At 52.2% G+C, this 21,428-nt stretch carries 21 protein-coding genes; 13 read left to right on the top strand and 8 right to left on the bottom strand.

The genetic code is table 11. The features are described 5' to 3' along the window. The first annotated feature begins 21 nt into the window (after nucleotides 1-21). Complete coding sequence (locus ACXX82_RS23045; protein WP_458563778.1) at nucleotides 22-1,644, top strand: ABC transporter substrate-binding protein; 1,623 nt, start codon at nucleotides 22-24, stop codon at nucleotides 1,642-1,644. A 381-nt stretch (nucleotides 1,645-2,025) separates the two neighbouring features. Beyond that, nucleotides 2,026-2,808: a uroporphyrinogen-III C-methyltransferase gene (gene cobA, locus ACXX82_RS23040; RefSeq protein WP_458563777.1), complete on the top strand. Its 783-nt coding sequence runs from the start codon at nucleotides 2,026-2,028 to the stop codon at nucleotides 2,806-2,808. A 26-nt stretch (nucleotides 2,809-2,834) separates the two neighbouring features. Here the strand turns inward: cobA and yjjJ are convergent, their stop codons facing one another. The 5 genes from yjjJ to ACXX82_RS23015 form a co-directional block, all read right to left on the bottom strand. After that, on the bottom strand, nucleotides 2,835-4,202 hold the full coding sequence (yjjJ, locus tag ACXX82_RS23035) for a type II toxin-antitoxin system HipA family toxin YjjJ (protein ID WP_458563776.1): 1,368 nt from the start codon (nucleotides 4,200-4,202) through the stop codon (nucleotides 2,835-2,837). Between the two features lie 150 nt (nucleotides 4,203-4,352). Then, the gene (locus ACXX82_RS23030; protein WP_322238723.1) at nucleotides 4,353-4,751 is read right to left on the bottom strand and encodes a VOC family protein; all 399 of its coding nucleotides are present in this window, start codon (nucleotides 4,749-4,751) and stop codon (nucleotides 4,353-4,355) included. Between the two features lie 126 nt (nucleotides 4,752-4,877). Beyond that, on the bottom strand, nucleotides 4,878-6,080 hold the full coding sequence (gene pcaF, locus ACXX82_RS23025; protein WP_323507082.1) for a 3-oxoadipyl-CoA thiolase: 1,203 nt from the start codon (nucleotides 6,078-6,080) through the stop codon (nucleotides 4,878-4,880). Nucleotides 6,081-6,171: 91 nt separating this feature from the next. After that, the gene (locus ACXX82_RS23020) at nucleotides 6,172-6,816 is read right to left on the bottom strand and encodes a 3-oxoacid CoA-transferase subunit B (protein WP_458563775.1); all 645 of its coding nucleotides are present in this window, start codon (nucleotides 6,814-6,816) and stop codon (nucleotides 6,172-6,174) included. Between the two features lie 163 nt (nucleotides 6,817-6,979). After that, on the bottom strand, nucleotides 6,980-7,678 hold the full coding sequence (locus tag ACXX82_RS23015) for a 3-oxoacid CoA-transferase subunit A (RefSeq protein ID WP_322238717.1): 699 nt from the start codon (nucleotides 7,676-7,678) through the stop codon (nucleotides 6,980-6,982). 238 nt (nucleotides 7,679-7,916) lie between these two features. On the opposite strand from ACXX82_RS23015, the gene ACXX82_RS23010 reads away from it, so the two are divergent. Beyond that, nucleotides 7,917-8,759 carry an IclR family transcriptional regulator domain-containing protein gene (locus tag ACXX82_RS23010; protein WP_323507081.1) on the top strand — a complete coding sequence of 281 codons (843 nt, stop codon included), beginning with the start codon at nucleotides 7,917-7,919 and terminating at the stop codon, nucleotides 8,757-8,759. Nucleotides 8,760-8,947: 188 nt separating this feature from the next. On the opposite strand, the gene ACXX82_RS23005 is transcribed toward ACXX82_RS23010, so the two are convergent. Further along, nucleotides 8,948-10,324, bottom strand: a complete 1,377-nt coding sequence (locus tag ACXX82_RS23005) for a GntT/GntP/DsdX family permease (protein ID WP_323507080.1) — start codon at nucleotides 10,322-10,324, stop codon at nucleotides 8,948-8,950. Nucleotides 10,325-10,828: 504 nt separating this feature from the next. On the opposite strand from ACXX82_RS23005, the gene ACXX82_RS23000 reads away from it, so the two are divergent. Further along, complete coding sequence (locus ACXX82_RS23000; RefSeq protein WP_458563774.1) at nucleotides 10,829-11,692, top strand: patatin-like phospholipase family protein; 864 nt, start codon at nucleotides 10,829-10,831, stop codon at nucleotides 11,690-11,692. Nucleotides 11,693-11,860: 168 nt separating this feature from the next. Here ACXX82_RS23000 and ACXX82_RS22995 read toward each other — a convergent pair whose 3' ends face one another. Further along, nucleotides 11,861-12,076: a hypothetical protein gene (locus ACXX82_RS22995; RefSeq protein ID WP_323507079.1), complete on the bottom strand. Its 216-nt coding sequence runs from the start codon at nucleotides 12,074-12,076 to the stop codon at nucleotides 11,861-11,863. Between the two features lie 162 nt (nucleotides 12,077-12,238). On the opposite strand from ACXX82_RS22995, the gene ACXX82_RS22990 reads away from it, so the two are divergent. The 3 genes from ACXX82_RS22990 to ACXX82_RS22980 all read left to right on the top strand — a co-directional run bounded on the left by ACXX82_RS22990 (nucleotide 12,239) and on the right by ACXX82_RS22980 (nucleotide 15,873). Beyond that, entirely contained in the window at nucleotides 12,239-13,927 is a 1,689-nt protein-coding gene (locus ACXX82_RS22990; protein WP_458563773.1) for a methyl-accepting chemotaxis protein, read from the top strand. A gap of 438 nt (nucleotides 13,928-14,365) precedes the next feature. Continuing rightward, nucleotides 14,366-14,704 (top strand): hypothetical protein, encoded by a 339-nt coding sequence (locus ACXX82_RS22985; protein ID WP_323507077.1) that lies wholly within the window; start codon nucleotides 14,366-14,368, stop codon nucleotides 14,702-14,704. 287 nt (nucleotides 14,705-14,991) lie between these two features. Beyond that, nucleotides 14,992-15,873, top strand: a complete 882-nt coding sequence (locus tag ACXX82_RS22980) for a hypothetical protein (RefSeq protein ID WP_458563772.1) — start codon at nucleotides 14,992-14,994, stop codon at nucleotides 15,871-15,873. A gap of 282 nt (nucleotides 15,874-16,155) precedes the next feature. On the opposite strand, the gene ACXX82_RS22975 is transcribed toward ACXX82_RS22980, so the two are convergent. Next, nucleotides 16,156-16,896 (bottom strand): GntR family transcriptional regulator, encoded by a 741-nt coding sequence (locus tag ACXX82_RS22975; RefSeq protein WP_322240671.1) that lies wholly within the window; start codon nucleotides 16,894-16,896, stop codon nucleotides 16,156-16,158. 187 nt (nucleotides 16,897-17,083) lie between these two features. On the opposite strand from ACXX82_RS22975, the gene ACXX82_RS22970 reads away from it, so the two are divergent. The 6 genes from ACXX82_RS22970 to ACXX82_RS22945 all read left to right on the top strand — a co-directional run bounded on the left by ACXX82_RS22970 (nucleotide 17,084) and on the right by ACXX82_RS22945 (nucleotide 21,427). Further along, entirely contained in the window at nucleotides 17,084-17,815 is a 732-nt protein-coding gene (locus ACXX82_RS22970; protein WP_458563771.1) for a sulfite exporter TauE/SafE family protein, read from the top strand. Between the two features lie 117 nt (nucleotides 17,816-17,932). Further along, complete coding sequence (locus tag ACXX82_RS22965) at nucleotides 17,933-18,949, top strand: ABC transporter substrate-binding protein (protein WP_458563770.1); 1,017 nt, start codon at nucleotides 17,933-17,935, stop codon at nucleotides 18,947-18,949. Nucleotides 18,950-19,088: 139 nt separating this feature from the next. Next, the gene (locus tag ACXX82_RS22960; protein ID WP_322238697.1) at nucleotides 19,089-19,805 is read left to right on the top strand and encodes a succinate dehydrogenase/fumarate reductase iron-sulfur subunit; all 717 of its coding nucleotides are present in this window, start codon (nucleotides 19,089-19,091) and stop codon (nucleotides 19,803-19,805) included. After that, a complete protein-coding gene (locus tag ACXX82_RS22955; RefSeq protein WP_458563769.1) occupies nucleotides 19,802-20,149 on the top strand; it encodes a succinate dehydrogenase in 348 nt (115 codons plus the stop codon). The genes ACXX82_RS22960 and ACXX82_RS22955 overlap by 4 nt, the downstream gene beginning before the upstream one ends. Beyond that, a complete protein-coding gene (sdhC, locus tag ACXX82_RS22950) occupies nucleotides 20,146-20,502 on the top strand; it encodes a succinate dehydrogenase, cytochrome b556 subunit (RefSeq protein ID WP_322238694.1) in 357 nt (118 codons plus the stop codon). Before ACXX82_RS22955 ends, sdhC begins: the two co-directional genes overlap by 4 nt. Before the next feature lie 49 nt (nucleotides 20,503-20,551). Next, the gene (locus ACXX82_RS22945) at nucleotides 20,552-21,427 is read left to right on the top strand and encodes a fumarate hydratase (protein ID WP_458563768.1); all 876 of its coding nucleotides are present in this window, start codon (nucleotides 20,552-20,554) and stop codon (nucleotides 21,425-21,427) included. Nucleotide 21,428: the final 1 nt, after the last annotated feature.

Genomic DNA, 21,428 nt, shown 5'->3' with positions numbered 1-21,428 from the left:
GAAAACAATAGAAAGAGCCGCATGCGAACGAAATCGAATGTCGTTGTAGCCGCCAGTTTGCTGACAATGTTAACTCTCCATGGCGGGTTTGCCATTGCTGCCGCTAAGACACCTAAGACACTCGTTTTCTGCTCGGAAGGCAGCCCTGAAGGGTTTGATCCGCAGCTTTATACAACGGCTATTTCATTTCAGGCTTCATCAGTGCCAGTGTTCGATCGATTGGTGGCCTTTGAAATAGGGACCACTAAAATTCAACCTGCATTGGCAGAATCCTGGAAAACATCTGCTGACGGTCTGACTTACACTTTTCAATTGCGTCGAGGTGTCAAGTTTCAGGGTAATGCCCGATTTACCCCGACGCGTGATTTTAATGCCGATGACGTCGTGTTTTCCTTCAACCGTATGGGCGATCCCAATCATCCGTTCCACCAACTCCCGGCAGGGCAGAGCTTTGCCTATTACCTGGATATGGCGATGGATAAAATCATCGATAAGGTGGAGAAGCGAGATGACTACACCATTGTGTTTACGCTAAAGCATCCAGAAGCACCGTTCATTGCCAATTTAGGGATGGATTTTGCCGCAATTATGTCGGCCGAGTACGCCGAAAAAATGAAGGCACTCGGCATGCCGGAAATCATTAATCGCGAACCACTCGGTACCGGCCCGTTTCAGTTTGTGTCATATCAAAAGGACGCCGTGATCCGTTACAAGGCTTTTGACGGCTATTGGGGTGGACGTCCCAAACTCGATAACCTGATCTACGCCATCACACCGGATGCATCGGTCCGGTACGCTAAACTAAAAGCTAACGAGTGTCAGGTCATGACCTTGCCAAAACCAGCGGATGTCCCTTTGATGAAGGCTAATCCAGACGTCACGGTACTGAGCAAAGAAGGCTTAAACGTTGGCTACATCGCCTTTAATGTGGAAAAAAAGCCATTCGATAACAAGTTGGTCCGCCAGGCCTTGACTATGGCGATTGATAAGACCGCCATAGTTAATATTGTCTATCAAGGCGCAGGACAATCGGCAAAAAATCCGATCCCACCGACGCTCTGGTCCTACAACGATAAGGTTGTCGACGTTGTTTATGACCCGATTAAGGCCAAAGCGCTATTAACCAAGGCAGGTTATCCGAATGGTGCCGAGGTAGAATTATGGTATCTCCCCGTTACCCGTCCGTACAATCCCGATGGCAAACGTATGGCAGAATTAATCCAGTCGGATTGGGCAAAAATCGGGATCAAAACCAAGCTTGCTACTTACGATTGGGCGGAATATGTTAAGCGCAGCAATCAAGGTGAGCAACAGGTCATGATGTACGGCTGGAATGGCGACAATGGCGACCCGGATAATTTTTTTGCTACATTGTTGGGTTGTGACAGTATTAAAGGCGGCGGCAACAAAGCGCGCTGGTGTAATCCTGCCTTTGAGACGCTGATACAAAGCGCCAAGCGCACACCACATCAGGCCGAGCGCGCAATACTTTATGAGAAAGCGCAACTTATTGTGCATGAAGAAGCGCCCTGGATTTCCATCGCACATGCAGTACGTTATGCAGCCATCCGTAAAAACGTGATCGGATTCAAAATGTCTGTGTTCAGTGAATATGAATTCCAACATGTTGATTTAACGCAATAGACCTATTGCGAGCGTTTTATTGGCATGAAATGTGATGCTTGGGAAGTGTGACATTCGCACCTCCTCGCGCAATACAAGCATGGGGCGTGGGATTGATGAACTAACGTGCCTCCCCACTACGGCGCAAATTTTCACTCAAATAGTGCATTCATAAAGCTAGAATGGGGCGTATTACAGCTATCTACTCAGCTAAAGTCGCACCTAAGGGGTTTGCTTAAGGCCACTAATCAACTAATCGACCAATGCAATGATCGTGAGTTGGCTAAAGTCCGTCGATGAGTGTGATACATCATCAAAAATCAATACAAATAACCACTACATCGATTTTGCTGGAACAATGCTTGCTTAGTGTTAAGTTTACCCATTCGATATAACTGCCCCATGATGAACCTCGCAAAAGTCTTTTTGGTCGGTGCCGGTCCCGGCGATCCTGATTTGCTGACTTTAAAAGCAGTCAAAGCAATTGCCAGCGCCGATGTGATTTTGGTCGATGATCTGGTCAATCCCGCCATACTCGAGCATGCTAAGTCTGATGCCAGGATCGTGCATGTCGGCAAGCGTGGTGGGTGCAAATCCACGCCGCAAGCTTTTATCGAGCGCTTGATGATTGCCGAGGCACAAGCCGGGCAATGCGTCGTCAGGCTAAAAGGTGGCGATCCCTTTATGTTTGGCCGCGGCGGAGAGGAGCGTGACCATCTCATGGCGGCTGGGATTGCTGTCGATGTAATCAATGGCATTAGTAGCGGTTTGGCAGCGCCGTCCTCAATTGGCGTACCACTCACCCATCGTGACTGGAGCCAAGGCGCGATCTTCATAACCGGTCACGGCAAAACGCCCGAATCCAATCCGGATTGGGCGTTACTGGCCCAAACCAGCCTGACGCTGGTGATATACATGGGCGTGGCCCGCTGCAATGAAATACAAGCTGCGCTGATGGCTGGTGGCAAGGCCGCATCGACTCCGGTAGCGGTGATTCAGTCGGCTACCATGGACGCGCAATCGCAACTCATTACCACGTTGGGCGAGTTACCGGCTGCATTGGCAGCCGCGCAACTCGGCAGTCCCAGTATTATTGTCATCGGAGATGTGGTGCGGTGCGCGATGAACACGGTGGCTTCCGACCTGGTTGATCATTTCGATCAATCTTTGGCGCAATATTCTTAGCAACTCATCTCAACACTCCACCAAAGTCACATCCTTGTTTCGGGAGCGGCAATCGCCATAGCCGCCATATGCAGACCAGCGATGCGTTTGAAGTCATCTGAGATACGGTGATCGTTGCACACCTTATTCCAAAATTGATTAGCAAGGTTCGCCGCAACCGGCAACTGACGTAAGTCGAGGCGATCCAAACCGGATAAAGTGAATGTGCGTTCTATCACTTCGCCTTGTGCATTTGGCCGATACATCATCGGCAGCATGTCGTAACATGGCCTCAAGGCAAAAAATCCCTCCACCGTCCAGGACAAAGAGAGATTACCCGGATGACGATCAGTATTACCAATTAACGCGCCGTAGACGTCCAGTAACTGGATCACGATCAAGTCAGCCTGAGATAACTTTTTCCGATTAGCGAGCATCGTCGCGACAAATGACCAGGTTTTTTCAGCGGCTCCCGTTTCACCGATCAACCCCGACAACGATATCATCGGCGTTCGTCCAGCCGTGCCGATACGATCAAAGCGGACAGACTCCAGAAACACGCGATTGCCAGCAACTAAAATGCTGGAAGCGGCAGCCGGTATGCCATTTTCGCGCAACATCGCGATCGCCAGATGTTCGGCAATCAGCAGATCGCCCCAACGTCGACCACCGGCCGTGCGAATGTCGGGAGAAAATTTGACGATCACCGCCGACGGTGAATCATCCGTGCCGCGTACAATAGCGGTAGTGAATTTGGGTTGCTCGCCTCCCGCAGATGAGCCAACAGCCTCACCTTTTAATGCACGTTCTGCTAATTCAGGATAGCGCGTGTCGCGGTCAGCCTCTGCAAGCAGATTGCTTTGCGTATCCGAATTGTCCCCCAGGAAGCGGCGGTAGGATTCATTACCAACGACAAGATCGCCCATATTATCTTCGCCGCGTCGGGCTAAATAATACAGTGCGTCGTCATCCGTCCATTCCAGAATGTCTTCTGGCAGATGCAAGTCAGCGTTTTCGCGCGGTGCCATGCGCCCCAAAAAACCTTGTGGCCGACTATCCTGTAGGAAATACGGCAATCCTTCGCAGGTAAAGACGCTTTTGTTGCCTGTAAATTGGTACGCGTACCAATGACCTGATAAAACGGTGAGTTGCGCGAAGTCTTCAGGATGTCCATCGGCATCGATACGAAAAATAGGCAGCGACGGGCCAACATCACGAATGGTACGTGCCAGCCCGTACATGGTCGCCCGTGCAGCGCCGATTGCAAGAATGTCGTTGCCAGCGGTCGGCCACAACCGTGAAAACGTCGGCTGGCTGATACCAAGTGCGGAAGAAAGCGTCTTCGCATCAGTCGGTTCCTTAGCAAGAAGTTGGCGCAGCGCCGTTATCTGTTCTTTTTTGTTATTGAATAACATATGAATAGATATTTAATAAAAATTATAAGAATGAAAATGTCATTTTTTATAGTTTAATTGAATATCTAATGAATAGATAATTTATCGCAATTATTGTTGTAATTTTACTTGCGCTTATTTATACAGTGTCTGCAATTGTTCTAATGATTGCTATGCCGGAATAGGGTCGTGACAGCAAACACACAACTTATTTCCATCGATATCAGAAAAATAAGCGCCGTAATAATCAGGGTGATAATGCGGCCGCAAACCGGGCGGTCCATCACAGCGTCCACCAAGGGATAACGCCTTGGCGTAGGTGCGATCCACAGCCGCACGCGTAGGAGCGAGGAGGGCGATCATCTGCCCGTTTCCAGCGGTCGCGGTATTGCCATCATAGGGTTTGCCGATGACAAAAATGGGACGAGGCGCATCTGGCGCAACCCAACCAGCCCATGATTTGTCGGGCTCGCTGAACTTCAAAATCAGTCCAAGCTCGCGCGTGACCGCTGAATAAAAAACCAGCGCAGCGGGAAAGTCATTCACCCCAACAAAAACATGAGAAATCAAACCGCCTCCTTAATATACCAATCAAGATTTGAACTTGTCTCATACGCCGATCTGGCACTTTTTTAGGCGTTCCAAAGCCTGTTTTAAATTACTTTCAAAAGTAGTTTAAAACGACACCAGAAAAAATTATACCCGCTCAAGCACAATCGCAATCCCTTGTCCGACTCCGATACACATCGTACACAGTGCATATCGTCCGCCAGTACGTTGCAACTGATTTACCGCAGTCATTACCAGACGTGCGCCGGACGCCCCCAATGGATGACCGAGTGCTATAGCGCCACCGTTTGGATTCACACGCGGGTCGTCATCCTGCAAGCCCAACTGTCTGAGCACGGCCAACCCTTGTGCTGCAAACGCTTCGTTGAGTTCGATGACATCAAACTGATCCAGGCGCAGACCGGTCAACTCCAATACTTTTAACGTGGCAGGAAATGGTCCAATACCCATTACCCGTGGCGTCACGCCTGCGGTCGCCATACCAACAATACGCGCTTTAGGCACTAATCCGTACTGTGACGCTGCGCTCTCATTAGCCAACAGCAAGGCGCACGCACCGTCGTTCACGCCGGATGCATTCCCCGCTGTTACTGTACCGTCAGCCTTGACGATGGGTTTGAGTTTTGCCAATGCCTCAAGTGACGTAGCACGCGGATGTTCATCCTTGCTAATGACGATGGGTTCGCCTTTTTTTGGCGTGATCGTCACCGGTGCAATCTCACTATCGAAAACGCCTGCTTGTTGCGCGGCGATTGCTTTCATCTGGCTTGAGAGGGCCATTTTGTCCTGGTCAGCGCGACTGATACCGTATTCCGCCGCCACATTTTCAGCCGTCTCTGGCATGGTATCGACGCCGTATTGGGCTTTCATCAGTGCATTGATAAAGCGCCAGCCGATCGTCGTATCCTCAATCTTTGCAGCACGGGAAAATGCGCTTTCAGCCTTGCCCATGACAAACGGCGCACGACTCATACTTTCCACGCCACCGGCAATCATCAATCCCGCTTCACCGCTCTTAATTGCACGCGCTGCAGTGCCGATAGCATCAATACCTGAACCGCACAAACGGTTGATGGTAGCGCCCGGTACATCAACCGGCAAGCCAGCCAGCAATGCCGACATGCGCGCAACATTGCGGTTGTCTTCACCAGCCTGATTGGCGCAACCGTAGATCACATCAGCCACGGCGTGCCAGTCAACTTGCGGATTGCGGGCTATCAAGGCGCGGATAGGAATTGCGCCTAGATCATCAGCGCGGATACCAGACAAAGCACCGCCGTAACGGCCAAAGGGCGTGCGTTGGGCATCGCAAATAAAAGCATGGGACATGACACTCTCCGTTGATTAATGATTATTATTTTGAGCTCTGTGCCACCTTTGGTAAGCACAGCAGATATGCAGATTAGCTTTATTCGATGACTCAGCCAGCCAAGTTAATCAGTGGAACAGCCGTCACCTTTTGCAACGCATCGAACGTCATTCCTTCAACGATTTCGATCACTTTGGCACCATCTGCATCCAGATTGATGACGGCCAGATCGGTGTAGATGCGGCTGACACAAGCGACGCCGGTTAACGGATACGTGCAAGCTGATACCAGTTTGCTTTCGCCTGATTTCGTCATATGTTCCATCATGACGTAAGTTTTCTTTGCACCAATCGCAAGATCCATCGCGCCGCCGACTGCCGGAATGGCGTCCGGTGCGCCGGTATGCCAATTTGCCAGATCACCACCGACAGATACCTGAAACGCACCCAATACACAGACATCCAAATGGCCGCCCCGCATCATCGCAAAACTATCGGCGTGGTGAAAATAACATCCGCCCGCCAACAATGTCACAGGCTGTTTACCCGCATTGATAAGATCGTAGTCCTCTTCACCCTCCGCGGGCGCAGGGCCCATGCCAATCACGCCATTTTCACTATGCAGAATCACTTCCCGATCACTCGGCAAATGATTCGCCACCATGGTCGGCAATCCGATACCAAGATTGACCACAGCGCCATCCGGGATATCCTGCGCAACGCGTCGCGCCATTTGTTCTCTTGTCCACTTGCTCATATTTTTCTCGCTTATTTTGTACTAAGGCTGACTTGTACTCTTATCATTTATGGCGCTTGGTAAGCATATTGATCTGCAACCAGGAAGCGGTTAACGGCATAATCGCCAAGTTGACCGCGTTGCCCAATCGTTCGCATACGTCAGCGTCTTTATCACATGTCCACTATGCAGCTTTAAGACCAGCCGGTCCCGTAGCGGTACGCGGCACTAAAACGATGCGTTGCACGTAGAGGCCGGGCGTGATGACTGCTTCTGGATCAAGACTGCCCAAATCGACAATTTGATGTACCGATGCAATCGTCACCTTGGCTGCGCTTGCCATGATCGGGCCAAAATTACGGGCTGTTTTGCGATACGTCAGATTGCCCCAACGGTCACCAGATTCGGCTTTGATCAACGCAAAATCGGCATGAATCGGGCTTTCCAGCACATACATGCGACCGTCGATTTCCCGGGTTTCTTTGCCCTCCGCCAATTGCGTGCCAAAACCGGTTGGTGTAAAGAACGCGCCGATACCAGCACCGGCAGCACGAATGCGCTCGGCAAGATTACCTTGCGGGACAAGTTCGAGCTCCAACTTCCCGGAGCGATATAGACCGTCGAAGATATGCGAGTCCGCTTGTCGCGGGAAAGAGCAAATGATTTTGCGCACCTGACCAGCCTTGAGCAGGGCGGCCAAACCAGTTTCACCGTTACCGGCATTGTTATTGACGATCACTAAATCTTTTGCGCCGTGCGCAATCAGACCATCGATCAATTCAGCAGGTTGTCCAGCACCGCCAAAGCCACCGATCATGATCGTTGCACCATCATGAATATTTGCCAGCGCTTCTGTCACAGAAGGAATTATTTTGTTAATCATGGTTTTTATACGAACATTAGGTTGAAATATCGTTTAAAGTTCTTATAATGAACAAATATTCGCATTTAGAACTTATGGGATAAGAATAGACAGGGACCGCTGCGTTGTCAATATTTGTTAGCGCATTATTTAATTGTTTTTTGTTAATTAATTCGGCGCCATCCATTTACACTTTCAGCGTTTGGGAAGCGGGTAGAAGTTATCCAATTGTTATTAAGAAATTTGAAAGAGCATAAACATGTCGGATAGTGTGCCATTCCCTCTTCAAGAAGAACCAGAGTTACCGGACTCCCATCATCCGTCGTCTGCCATTCCAAAGCCCGGCGATAGTTATGTGCAGTCATTTGCCCGTGGCCTGTCTGTGTTACGAAGTTTTGGCGCAGATGCGCCTTCTCAAACGCTAACGGAAGTCGCCGAACGCGCTGACCTGACGCGTGCGGGAGCGCGTCGAATTTTGCTGACTTTATTGCATCTCGGTTACGTCGCCGCAGAAGGGCGCTTGTTCCGTTTAACACCTAAAGTATTAGAACTCGGGTTTGCTTATTTATCATCATTACCGGTATGGACGCAGGCCCAACCGGTGATGGAAGACCTCGTAGAAAGCCTGCGACAATCCTGTTCAGCCGCCGTGTTGGATGGCGACGAAATTGTCTATATTTTGCGAGTACCTGCCCACAAAATCATGTCGATTCACCTTGGCGTTGGCAGTCGGTTGCCAGCTTACTGCACGTCGTTGGGGCGGGTCTTATTGGCTGGCTTGCCACCAGCGACATTGCGTGATCGCTTGCACAGAATGATACTGGCGCAGCATACCCCAAACACCATTATCGAACCAAAGCGTCTGGAGGAGACGATCGAGCAGGTTCGCATTCAGGGATGGAGTCTGGTCAGGGAGGAATTGGAGCCCGGCCTGGTGTCAATGGCGGCACCGATTGTTGATCGTAACGGGCGCGTCGTGGCTGCGATTAATATCAGTGGACAGGCAAACAATCCAAGTCCGACCCAGTTATTAGAGAACTGCCTTCCCGCATTGCTGGCGGCGGCGGCCAAAATCAATCTGCTAGTGCGTGCACAATCGTAAGAGCGTGGCAGCATTGGATCTTTTTAGATCCCCAATCAACGTTGCTGATCGGGGATTTGGGTGGTTATTTGGGTGGATATTTTAGATACATGAATTCGGCTAACTCTTCAGTATTTCTCGAAAGAACCACCTTCGCGATGCCGAACCAATGTAATGAATCAGCGCCAGGTTCAGCGCTATAGCAATACTCAATGCAAAAGCTGCCAAAGCAATAGTGTTCCAGCTAATCCAACTACCGACACAATCGTCTGCAACACCGACCAGACCCACAGTGTCTGCTTGAGTTCCAGGCCAAAAAATTCTTTCACCATCCAGAATCCGGCATCATTAACGTGGCAGAAAAATACCGAACCAGCACCAATAGAAAGCGCGATCAAAGAACCTTCCGTCGCCGACATGCCCATGGCCAGCGGGGCTAAAATACCGGCGGTGGTGGTGGTCGCCACAGTTGCGGAGCCAGTCGCCTGCCGCAGTGCCACGGCAATCAGCCATGCGAGAAGAATATAAGGCAGATGCGCGACCTCAGCCGCTTTGCTGATCGTCGTGCTCATGCCCGCATCCAGCAAGGTCTGTTTAAGTCCGCCACCAGCACCGATAGTCAGCAACAGCACGGCAATCGGGGCAAGGCTTTTACGTAACAAGTCACCGACCCGCTCACGCGGCAAGCCGCTTCCCCAACCCAGAAAAATCACAGCCGCCAATACGGCTAATCCAAGCGCGACCAGCGGTTCACCCAGAAACTTCAGCAGCAAAGCCAGTTGGCTTTCCGGTGACATCGCCACTTTTGCCAGCGTGCTTCCAAGCATCAGAATCACAGGTAACAAAATGATCAGCAGTGACAGCGCAAAACTTGGTTGCTTGTTTTGCGTTTCTTTTGCGCTGTACACGGCCCCTACGGTAGCAGGCAGTTCAATCGGCATACGGCGCGATAGCCAGATTCCATACAGCGGCCCAGCCAAAATCACCGCAGGTACAGCAATAATAAACCCTAGCATCATCGTCAGACCGAGATCGGCATGCAGAGCGCTAACGGCAATAAGTGGACCGGGGTGTGGCGGCATGAGTGCATGCAGCGTCGTCATACCGGCTAATGCCGGGATAGCAATTTTCAGCAATGGTTGACCGGAGCGGCGCGCAATTACAAAAATGATCGGCACCATCATCACAAGGCCAACCTCAAAAAATAACGGCAGACCGATAACCATGGCAACCGCCGCCATAACCCAGGGAAGGGCGCGCCCGCTGGCCTTGCTTAACAGCGTCGTAGCGATGCGATCCGCAGCACCCGAAACAGCCATCAAAGCACCAAGCATGGCGCCAAGCGCAATGATAATGCCGGCCTCACCCAAAATGCCACCTGCGCCTTTGCTAAACGCTTTGGCTACCATTTCAGGCGGCAAGCCCGCCCCAAGTCCAGCAATAAAAGTGCCGACAAGGATCGACAAAAAAGGCGGTAATTTGGTCGCGCTGATGAGTAGAATAATGGCACCTATCGCCACAACGCAACAGATGATAAGGCGGGTATCGTGAGCGATCCACACTGCGTGCGACAGATCCAATTGCAACTCCTTCGATGATACTTTGTTAAATGAGGCGCTACGATATCCTATTTTGGGCTTGCCATGCAGGAGTGGCCATTAAAGGGCAACTTCACATTAATGGCACATAAAATGCTGGCCATGTGAGACCTGAACTTTGTTACTGAAAAGTTACCATATGAAACATAGAACACTTGTCCCTCAGGGACGACGACAACTACCGGTATCTTGCCGAGTGGTTTTACAGTGTCGGTTCGAAGCGCCGTGAAGGCTCTTTAACACCATGAAATTGAGACCCGGCCTGAATTTAAATTGAAACAAAAGAAAATGCTCCGTATTTCTGCTGTAAGAAGGCCATTACGATAGTCCATTGATTTTTCTATGCTGTTTTGTTTGCAGATTTACTTCGATCAAAGGCTAGGGTACGCTGTGGTGAATGCTAGGATCATTAATATGTTCTAGCGAAGTTTTCCACCAATTTGCAGATTTAATGACTGGCTCGCTCAACATAAAGACGCGAAGGTTGCTGCGATGGAAAAGACCGCATTTGTATTCGCCGGTGGAGGAAGTCTCGGTGCTATCGAGGCAGGCATGCTGCGCGAACTGATCGCTTCAGGCGTCGCTCCGGATTTGTTGGTAGGTGCTTCGGCGGGTGCGATTAATAGCGTTTTTTTTGCTTTTCAGCCACATATGGCTGGGGCGCTGGCGCTGGAGTTGTTGTGGCGCGGTACGCGTCGAGAGCATATTATGCCGTGGTCGATTCTCTCAATACTTGGCGCATTAGGTATATTCGGCACAAAAGGGTCGCATCTGATCAGTTCTGCAAAACTGCGCGCGTTTTTGCATCTTCAATTCGGTGAAACACGTCTTGAGAATAGCGGTTTGCCGGTCTATGTGGTGGCCACCGATATGACGACCGGTAGCGAGGTTGTACTTTCCTCCGGCTCTGTGGTCGATGCGGTATTGGCAAGTACAGCTATCCCGGGCGTATTCCCACCTGTATTGGTGGCGGGACAGTTACTAATTGACGGCGGTGTTGCTAACAATACACCTATTTCTACCGCGATTCGCTTGGGCGCGACCCGCGTGATTGTGTTATCCACCGGCTTTACCTGTGCCGAACGGCGTCCGCCCAGAGGAGCGCTTGAGCACGCCATGCGTGCCCTCAACCTGCTTGTCGCGCGGCAACTGTTGGTCGATTTGGAGCGTTGGTCATCGCACGCAGCCATTGCAGTGGTCGCTCCGCTATGCCCACTAGACGTGTCACCTTATGATTACAGCCAGTCAGGCGCATTGATCGATAGGGCGGCCAATGCAACGCGGCTTTGGCTGGCATCTGGCGGACTGGATAGTCGCGAGATACCGAGTGCGTTGATTCCACATTCTCATCAATAAGAATGTTTGACATCAAGACAACTGCGATATCTCAAAAGATGTCGCAGTTGTGATTACCAAGCAGGTAAGTTATCCCATTCACCCCGCATGAACCATTGATTTCAGTTCGAAATTAATTGGTTTTCTGAGCGGAAGGAACCGCTACTTCAAGCGCGCTATTTCAGGACTTCACTGCTTCTTGTATCGCAACCACGCGCCGCGGCCTTCCTGTATATCTGCCGACTCTAAAGGCAGATAAGTTGGATGCGTCCAGCTGTCTTTGGCGATCTCAAAAGACGCTGGATCGTTACGCGTGTGGTCCGTGTAGTCCGCGATAGTATGTTTGAGCTGGCTTACCGGCAGGTCCTGGCAGTAATTCAGTCGGGTCGGGGACTTCGATGTCATGCGCGACAATGTACTGATTTAACATACGTTTTGTAGCTAGCTTTTTTTGCCGCCTAGGAAATATTTTTCCGTAAGTCTGCAATAGGTAATAGTGCAGTAACAATGGCTTTATATAATGCCCGAGTTATTTCTTTCGGCATTTCACGCAAAGTCCCCTACAAAATGAGATTTCCCAAATTTTCCAACCTGTCTACCGGCTCTCGGGTCATTTTCTCTTTTGTACTTGTGTTGGCGGTGATGGCGTCGATGACGACGATTGCGCTTTGGCGTTTGCAGTCAGCCAACGACATGACTGAATACCTCGTGCACGACAAGCTGGCCAAACAGCAACTGGCGGCTGACTTGCTCGCTGCCGTTCAGCTCAATGGCGAGCGGGCGGTGCTGATTGCCAAAAGTGATAGCCTCGAAGTTGCTGAATACTTTCAAAATCGCACGACCATGGGCGAGAAATTGGTCGCCGATGTTGAGTACAAGCTGCGAGCGGTACCGCATGATGCGCCAGAGCAGGCATTGTTGGCATCGATGGGTAAGCAACGCAAAACGTACCAGCTTGTGCGCGACGAAGTATTTAAATTGAAAGCGGGGGGCAGGACGATGGAGGTAGAGCAATTGGTTGATTCGAAAATGGCATCTACCTTTAAGGCTTATATCGACGCGGTTCATGCACTTGTCGCGCATCAGAAAAAGCAGGCGGAATCGCTGGCCCTGGAATCGGCTCGCCAATTCCAGATCAATCGCGCATTGCTGGCCGGGCTGGGCGCTCTGGCACTTGCCTCGGGTGTATTGCTGGCTTGGCTGCTGACCCGCAGTATTGTGGAGCCGCTCAAGCAAGCGGTTCAGCTCGCGACAAAAGTGGCGCAAGGCGATTTGCGTGCAACCATTGATTTTGATCGCAAGGATGAAATCGGGCAGCTGTTGTCCGCGCTACGCGAGATGAATCAAGTGCTCGCTGGTAAGGTCGCCAAAGTGCGGGCGGGCGCGGAGGCCATTGATGTCGCGTCACGGGAAATCGCCGTCGGCAATCGTGATCTGTCATCCCGTACCGAGCGGCAGGCCAGTGCACTGGAACAAACTGCAGCCTCCATGGAGGAACTGACTTCCACCGTCAAGCAAAACGGCAATCACGCACGGCAGGCCAATCGCCTGGCTGCGTTTGCTTCGGATGTTGCGGTCAAGGGTGGCCAAGTGGTATCGCAAACGGTTGTGACGATGGCGTCGATTAATGAGTCGGCCAGGAAGATTGGCGACATCACCGGCGTTATCGAAGCAATCGCATTCCAAACAAATATCTTGGCGCTGAATGCTGCCGTGGAAGCGGCGCGTGCCGGTGATCATGGTCGCGGATTTGCCGTCGTCGCTGCCGAGGTGCGTATTCTCGCCCAGCGTTCCACCATCGCTGCAAAGGAAATCAAGTCCCTGATCGAGGATTCGGTAGGAAGGGTGGAGGCGGGCAGCAAGCTGGTCAATCAGGCCGGCGCCACCATGGACGAAATCGTGGCCAGCGTTCAGCGCGTGTCCGAGGTGATGGCAGAGATTGATGTCGCCACCCGGGATCAGGAAGTCGGAATCGGACAGATCAACCAAGCCATCGCTGAGATGGACACAGTGACGCAGCGCAATGCAGCATTGGTAGAAAAAGCGGCGGCTGAGGCCGAATCGCTGCAAGACCAGGCGGGCAATCTGGCGCAAGTAGTCAGCGTGTTTAAACTGGACGACGAGCAGAGCAACGAATTTGAGCAGACTGTCCATTCCCAAGCCCGGACGGCATTTGAGCACATCGTATGGGCTAATCGGGCTGGGCGTGGTGTTGCTGGTGCGGATGGCGATCCTTTTCATTGCGCTGCTGGCTGATAAAACCAGCGGCGGTGTTCGGTCTTGAGTGTTGGCGCGCGATCAATACCGACAGGCTTCGATAGCGATCGCTTGTTTAAGGGTTTCCAGGAATTGCAATAATGTTCTATACTCAGTTCGCCCTCGAGAAAAAGAGGAACTGGTTTAGCAGCCTGATTAAAGTTAAGCGCACAAACGGCGTCATGCCGTATTTTTATGTGCTTCTGTCGTCGTACGTCCTCTCTGGGCGGCGGTGGCGGGGAAGCCTTCGGGCTTGCTGGATTTTTGCTTGCTTTACCAGTCTGCTAACCCTGCTATTTGCTGCCCACCCTACTTAGTAGCGGTGCGCGGTTCAACCGCAAAAAAGGAACCAACAATGCTGAGTACCATCCTGCCTATCCCACCTCGTTTTACCATCATTAAGTCCCGCATTATTTCCATCAAACTGGTAGGTCAATCATGAGCAAGCCGACCAGAACCAGATACACATCGCCAACATCACCAGAATCTCTCCATCAGCCGTTTTCATGGCTGCCTGAACATCACAAAAATGAAGAAGCCGCAGAATTTTATGCATTGACCAAGGATGTCTGCCAAGGCATACAAACCTGCATTGATCTGGCCCATTTCAGCAATATGGACAGAGATACTGATACGACACCCATGCTGAATATTGCTGATACAGAAACCTTGCTGCGGTTTGCATTGACGTCATCCCACATGCTGGCGCGCTTTGCGGAACTGCGGATTGACAAGCTGGGTTGCCGCCCAAGCCACAATGTGAGCCCGGCAGAATAATCCATTCAGGCGCAGTGCGTCGCTCAATAAATGCTTCCGGTTTTTGGCGTTATTTCAACAATAGAACACTTGTCTATCAGGGACGACAACAACTACCGGCATCTGGCCGAGTGGTTTTACAGTGTCGGTTGGAAGCGCCGTGACGGCTCTTTAATGCAAGCATCCTAATTGTTACCGTAACGATACTTACCTAATGATCCGAAGTACAGTAGAAGAGTACACATCTAACTCTAAAAGTGACTTCTACATGATCTGCATTGCACCTCGCCTCCTTGAAGAGAGCAAATATGTCCACTCAACTTGAGAATATCCAAGAATCTTCGCCTTTATTAGAAGAGCGTAAGTTGGAAGCAGACATGAGGATTCGAGAAATTGAGATAGCGCTCAAGCGAGATCAGCTCGCCACTCAGAAGGCACCTGACATGAAGACAAAGTGGTCGCCTAGTGCGACAACTATCTTAGTTGCGGTGGCAGGCATGGTTGCGTCTGCGATCGGTGCACTCTTACAGGTGCAATCAACGCGAGAATTGGAGAGATCAAAGTTCGAAGGCAACCTTATACTAAAAGTCATTGAAACTGGCGATCTCGATCAAGCCGCGAAGAACCTCCGGTTCTTAGTTAAAGCCGGATTTATAACCGATGATAGTGGCAAGATTTCAAAGCTCTTAGACAAGCCTGACGCGATACCTTTTCTGCCTTCTCGGGAGGGTCTTCCGGAATTGTCGCCGATTACGGAAGAGCGCTTTTATAAGCTCGGTGACGACGCTAAAAAATACTTTAAAAAAGGACGCCTTGATGAGGCAAAGCAATCTGCCGAGGAACAGAACACGTTACTTCCACAACTTAAGAACAATTGGAACTATGGAAATGCGGTTCAGGATATAAACCTGGTGCTGGGTAGAATTGCAGTCAAACAAGATCGAATTGCTGATGCTAAACGCTACCTTTTGTTGGCCGGACAGACGCCAGGCTCTCCTCAACTCGACACTTTTGGTCCCAACGTTAGTCTTGCTTCAGATTTGATAAAAAAAGGTGAGCGTGAGGTTGTGCTTAAATACTTCGAACTCTGCCGCAAATTCTGGAAGTTGGAAGACGGGCGTCTCGACAAGTGGAAGAGTGCAGTTCAGGCAGGGCAGACGCCCGATTTCGGAGCGAACTTGGTTTATTGAATGACTCTAAACAACTTCTAAGCAAAATGTCGATCTCCCAACTCAGCCGAAAATCGATCTTGTCATCACTGACAACGCGTTTTAACATCTTGCTTAGGCTGCCTCCGGTGTTAACTGGACTCTTTATTGTAAGGGTAAATTGGTCTACAAAATGCTACTACTACCGATGAGTAGGGGTAGAAAACTATAGATGAATTTGCCGAGGTCTACGATTCCCTGAACTTTTACATCATGGTGCTGAGCAAGAGTCCGTGCCATTTTAAAAATCCCTGGCAGGCGGATTTAGCGACTTTTTGGCACCAAATATTCGTGCCGTTCGGAGTTAACATGTGACACTCGCCATTCGATGGGCTGATCGTTATAAGAATAAGCAACGCGCCGCAATTCCAGCAACGGAGCGCCCGTAGAAATGCCGAGTATACGGGCCTGTGCTTCGGTGGCGCTGGCTGCACGCAAGCGTTCTTCAGTTCGGATCACGTTCAGACCAAAGCTGGCCTGATACAGGTGGTACAGGGTGTTGGCCCGGTTGCGCACCTGATCTTCGCTCATGCGTACGAAAAGAACTTCGGGCAGGATGATGTCGTCGATGACCACCGGTCGACCATCGAGGCTCAGCAAATTCGTGAATGCAATAACCTTTGACGTACCGGGCAAGCCGAGCATATCGGCGGCGATCTTACTTACTTTTTTTCTGGTGAAGGACAATAGCTCCACTTTCGGAGAAGTCTTGTGGCCGTCATGAGCGACAAAATTAAAAAACCGGAACGATTGTTGCTCGCGATTGTGCAACGCCACGAATGTGCCGCGTCCCTGATGTCGTACCAGAATATTGTCTGCGACAAGATCGTCGATTGCCTTGCGCAGGGTGCCGATTGATACGCGGAAGCGCTCGCACAGGCGTTTTTCGGCAGGGATCACTTCCCCTGGTTTCCATTCGCCAGCACATAAGGCGTGCAGCATCTGCCGCTTGACCTCTTCGTAAAGTGTGGTGCCGAGCGTGGATGAGGGATCGAGTTCGAGCATGGTGGGATGGTCAGTTCTGATGTGTGAATGAACGGCGGACGGTTCCATGGAAGGCAATGCCATTCTGACGAGGCCGTATCTCGTCGCCGAATGATACCATTTTATTTTAAATGATACATGTCATATAGTTGACATTGATGAATAATGGTCCTACATTAGATCTCAATGTTAATGCGGAGCGGGCCAGATGGCGTATGAAGTTGGTGTGATCCTCTCTGGTGCAGTTCTCGCTGCAATGGTGTCGGGAAGCAGTGGCTTTGCGTTCGGATTGATTGCATCGGCGATCTGGCTGCATGTGCTGGCACCGTCCCAGGTGGTGCCACTGGTAGTTATCTGTTCGATGCTGGTCAATGCGGCGTTGGTGTGGCGTCTGCGCGGCATGGTGCGGCTCCGGTTGCTCTGGCCGTTTCTGGCCGGGGCCATGATTGGTGTGCCGATCGGCGTGGCGGCATTGCACCGACTCGATGGCCATGTTGTGCGGCAGGCGGTGGGCGTGGTATTGGTGGCGTACAGCCTATACATGTTTTCCAGGCCTGTCATGCCGGTGGTGCGGCTCGGTGCATATAGTGGACAGGTGGCTGACGGTGCGATCGGCATGCTGGGTGGCTTCATGGGTGGCGCAACCAGCCTGAACGGCATTTTTCCGACCTTGTGGTGCGGCTTGCGTGGCTGGAGCAAGGGCGATCAGCGCGGCGTGTTCCAGTCATACGTTCTGATCGTGCATCTCATGACGCTGGCATGGATGGGCTCGGCAGGTGAATTGAATGCCAGCACTGCACGCAACGTTCTATTGTGCCTGCCTGCGCTGATGGTCGGCACCTGGCTGGGACTGCGGCTGTTTCATCATGTGAGCGAAAATGGATTTAGAAAGTTGATATTGCTGCTATTTCTATTGTCCGGGCTGGCGCTGCTGCTTTAGCATCCAACTAGACGAATTGGCGCAGTGATATCTGGGCGGTGATATCTGTTATTGCGCGCACTGTACGACCCCGACGCACAAAGTGCGCGGTCCCCTTCCATAAAAAGAGGAGACATCTTGAAATTTCGACAAAAATTCGGCTTGCCGGTCTTACTAGGCACGGTACTTACGTTGGGTTCACTCACCAGCGCGCTGGCAGAAGTCAGTGAAGTCGCCATCGCCCAGCAATACGGCATCAGTTACCTGCCGCTGATGATCATGCAGGAAAACAAGCTGCTCGAGAAGGAAACCAAAGCGGCGGGCCTTGGCGACGTCAAGGTCACCTGGGCCAAGTTTGCTGGCGGTAACGTGATGAACGATGCATTGCTGTCGGGTGACTTGCAGTTTGCTTCCGGGGGCCTTGGACCGTTCATCACGCTATGGGCCAAAACCAGAAACAACATTGGCGTCAAGGCCATCGGCGCGATGAATTCGATGCCATTGCTGCTAAACACAAACAATCCCGACATCAAGAGCCTGAAGGATTTCACTGAGAAGGACAAGATCGCGTTGCCAGCCGTAAAAGTGTCGATACAGGCGATTACGCTACAGATGGCAGCGGAAAAAGAATTTGGAGTCGGACAGGCCAATCGTCTGGATGCCCTCACCGTCACGCAATCGCACCCGGACGGGATGCTGGCCATGCTAGGCGGTGGTAGCCCGATCAATAGTCACTTCACGGCACCGCCGTTCCAGTACGTCGAGCTGGAAAAGCCAGGGATGCATACCGTCCTCAACTCTTACGACGTGACAGGCGGGCCGCATACGTTCAACGTGGTCTGGGCCAGCACCAGGTTCGTCACCGCTAATCCGAAAACCTATGCCGCCTTTCTGCGTGCTTTCGACTCCGCGATTGCGCTGATCAACAAGGACAAGCAGGCCGCTGCCGAGTTCTACGTCAAGGCTGCCAAGACGAAGGAATCGGTCGCTTTCATTGAAAAAATGTTGAACGATCCGAACATCGAATTCACCACGACACCAAAGAATTCGATGAAATATGCCGAGTTCATGCAGCGCATTGGCATGATCAAGGTCAAGCCATCGTCGTGGAAAGAAATGTTCTTCCCGAATGTGCACAATTTGCCAGGAAGCTGAAGCGCAAAGCGCACGCTGGCCGCCGTTGGCGTACGCGGCGTGGGCCTGACCAAATTTCATACAATGATCCGGTTGCCACGTGAAGGAATGGGCTGGCCGGTCGCCGCATATCAATTGCAGGCAGAAACCAGGTGACATCATGACAAACAGCTTGAAAGTAAAAGTCTGGCGCGGCAAGGAAAAGGGTAGTTTCAAGACCTATGATGTACCGCGGCGCGAGAGCCAGACCGTGCTGGATGTGGTGACGTTCATCCAGCGCCAGCTTGACCATACCCTCAGTTACCGCTTCTCTTGCCGGGTTGGCATGTGCGGCTCGTGCGCTATGACAGTCAACGGTGTGGCGCGTTGGACTTGCCGCACCCACGTGTCCAAGGTAGCCGTCGACGATGTGCTGGAAATCGCGCCGCTGTCGAACCTGCCGGTGATCAAGGATCTGGCCACGGACATGACGCAATTTTTTGATAAGTGGGCCAGTGCCAGAGGCCAGTTCAAGGGTTCAACCACTCGCCATGATCCATTCGCCAACGTTGACCCGGCGTCCAAGGCGCGCCTGGCCGCCAATGCCGGCATCGAATGCATCGGTTGTGGTGTTTGCTACGCCTCTTGCGACGTGGTGACCTGGCGCCCGGCCTTTCTTGGCCCCGCCGCACTGAACCGCGCCTGGACTTTGGCCAACGACGTGCGTGACACGCAGCAGGATGCGCGTTTGCAGGCCGTTGCCGGAGATGGCGGCTGTCATTCCTGCCATACCCAGGGGTCTTGTACCCAGCGCTGTCCGAAACAGATTGCGCCGACCGCCGGTATCTCCGGCCTGAAGCTGTTAACAGCGAGGGCCGCTTTGCGCGGCAAGCTATGACCAGTAACGTCGTGCGCCAAGCCCGGGGCTGGTACTTTCAGCGCATCAGCGCGATGGTGCTGGCACTGTGCGTGGTGGTGCATATCGGCGTGATCATCTATGCGGTGCGCGGTGGCCTGAGCGCTATCGAGATCCTGGCACGCACGCGTGGCAACTGGGGCTTCGGTATCTTTTATGCCACCTTCGTGCTGGCTTGTGCCGTGCATGTGCCGATCGGTGTGGCCAACATTGCCGAAGAGTGGTGGGGCTGGAGTAATCGCGGCGCCCGCATCCTGTTTTTTGTAGCCGGGCTGTTGATACTGTTGTTGGGCCTGCGCGCGGTCGCGGGAGTTACCTTTCCATGAGCCGCCGCAACGATTATCGGGCGCGTGCCCATCCTGGCTATTGGGCCTTCCTCGTACACCGGATTTCGGGTCTGGCGCTGGCGTTGTTCTTGCCGCTGCATTTCTGGGCGCTGGGCCAGGCAATTCACGGTGAAGTGGCGCTGGAAGGCTTTCTTCGCTTTGCCGACCGGCCGCTGTTCAAGCTCGGAGAGTGGGGATTGGTGGTACTGCTGTCGCTGCATATGATGGGTGGCGTGCGCTTGCTGCTGATCGAATTCGGCACGTGGTCGGGTCCGCGCAAGAACTGGATCGCTGGCGCCGTCGGTGTTGCTATCGCCACCGGCCTTGCCTTTGCAATGGCGCTGCTTTGGTAACAGTCGCAGCCGGCGACCACCTTAAATCAACGAACAAGGAAATCGCATCATGAAAATCGACTTGCAGCTGGTGGAAGATGCCGCCAAGGAACTCTATATCCGGGCGCTGAAGATCCTGCCACCTGATATCAAAGAAGGCCTGGCCCAACTGGTCCGGCGCGAGACAGCGCCAGTGGCCCAACGCATTCTCGGCACCATGGTGACCAACATCCGGGTCGCCGAAGACAATAATAACTTGCTGTGCCAGGACACTGGCGTGCCGATCTACAAGGTCATCATCGGCAGCGGCGTCGAGGTCGATGGCTTCGCCCTGAAACAGGCTATCCGCCGTGGCTGCGAACGGGCAACCCGCGAACACCCGTTGCGTTCTTCGGTAGTGCATCCGCTGACGCGCAAGAACGAACACACGTCCTGCGGTATCGAAATCCCGGCAATCAGCATCGATTTCACCAATACGCCGGATGTATTAAAAATCCTGATGATCCCCAAGGGCAGCGGCTCGGAAAACAATTCGTTTCTGAAAATGGCGATCCCGGCCGAGGGGATTAATGCCATCAAGCAATTTACCATCGATTGCGTGCTCGCTGCCGGTGGCAAGACCTGTCCGCCGACGATAGTGGGTGTCGGTATCGGTGGCACATCAGAGTTGTGCATGGCGCTCGCAAAACGTGCTTCGACCCGGGAACTGGGGACATCCTGCGCCGACCCCGATGGCGCGCTGCTTGAGCGTCAATTGTCGGCGGCGGTCAATGCCCTCGGTGTCGGACCGCAAGGACTTGGGGGCGACGCCACCGCATTCGCGGTCCATATCGAATTGGCAGCGACCCACATCACGATGAACCCGGTCGCCGTTAACATGCAGTGCCACTCGGCGCGCCGTGCATCTGCGACCTTCACGCCGACTAACCTTAGCTACGGATTCTGAT

It is taken from the genome of Glaciimonas sp. GNP009 (genome assembly GCF_054343755.1).
Note: the sequence above shows the minus strand (reverse complement) of the source record. Positions and strands in the feature narration are given on the sequence as shown.

Bases quoted from the DNA above. Each gene is read 5' to 3' on its own strand.
- ACXX82_RS23045 (WP_458563778.1), top strand. From the start codon at position 22: ATGCGAACGAAATCGAATGTCGTTGTAGCCGCCAGTTTGCTGACAATG.
- cobA (WP_458563777.1), top strand. From the start codon at position 2,026: ATGATGAACCTCGCAAAAGTCTTTTTGGTCGGTGCCGGTCCCGGCGAT.
- yjjJ (WP_458563776.1), bottom strand. From the start codon at position 4,202: ATGTTATTCAATAACAAAAAAGAACAGATAACGGCGCTGCGCCAACTT.
- pcaF (WP_323507082.1), bottom strand. From the start codon at position 6,080: ATGTCCCATGCTTTTATTTGCGATGCCCAACGCACGCCCTTTGGCCGT.
- ACXX82_RS23020 (WP_458563775.1), bottom strand. From the start codon at position 6,816: ATGAGCAAGTGGACAAGAGAACAAATGGCGCGACGCGTTGCGCAGGAT.
- ACXX82_RS23015 (WP_322238717.1), bottom strand. From the start codon at position 7,678: ATGATTAACAAAATAATTCCTTCTGTGACAGAAGCGCTGGCAAATATT.
- ACXX82_RS23010 (WP_323507081.1), top strand. From the start codon at position 7,917: ATGTCGGATAGTGTGCCATTCCCTCTTCAAGAAGAACCAGAGTTACCG.
- ACXX82_RS23000 (WP_458563774.1), top strand. From the start codon at position 10,829: ATGGAAAAGACCGCATTTGTATTCGCCGGTGGAGGAAGTCTCGGTGCT.
- ACXX82_RS22995 (WP_323507079.1), bottom strand. From the start codon at position 12,076: ATGACATCGAAGTCCCCGACCCGACTGAATTACTGCCAGGACCTGCCG.
- ACXX82_RS22990 (WP_458563773.1), top strand. From the start codon at position 12,239: ATGAGATTTCCCAAATTTTCCAACCTGTCTACCGGCTCTCGGGTCATT.
- ACXX82_RS22985 (WP_323507077.1), top strand. From the start codon at position 14,366: ATGAGCAAGCCGACCAGAACCAGATACACATCGCCAACATCACCAGAA.
- ACXX82_RS22980 (WP_458563772.1), top strand. From the start codon at position 14,992: ATGTCCACTCAACTTGAGAATATCCAAGAATCTTCGCCTTTATTAGAA.
- ACXX82_RS22975 (WP_322240671.1), bottom strand. From the start codon at position 16,896: ATGCTCGAACTCGATCCCTCATCCACGCTCGGCACCACACTTTACGAA.
- ACXX82_RS22970 (WP_458563771.1), top strand. From the start codon at position 17,084: ATGGCGTATGAAGTTGGTGTGATCCTCTCTGGTGCAGTTCTCGCTGCA.
- ACXX82_RS22960 (WP_322238697.1), top strand. From the start codon at position 19,089: ATGACAAACAGCTTGAAAGTAAAAGTCTGGCGCGGCAAGGAAAAGGGT.
- ACXX82_RS22955 (WP_458563769.1), top strand. From the start codon at position 19,802: ATGACCAGTAACGTCGTGCGCCAAGCCCGGGGCTGGTACTTTCAGCGC.
- sdhC (WP_322238694.1), top strand. From the start codon at position 20,146: ATGAGCCGCCGCAACGATTATCGGGCGCGTGCCCATCCTGGCTATTGG.
- ACXX82_RS22945 (WP_458563768.1), top strand. From the start codon at position 20,552: ATGAAAATCGACTTGCAGCTGGTGGAAGATGCCGCCAAGGAACTCTAT.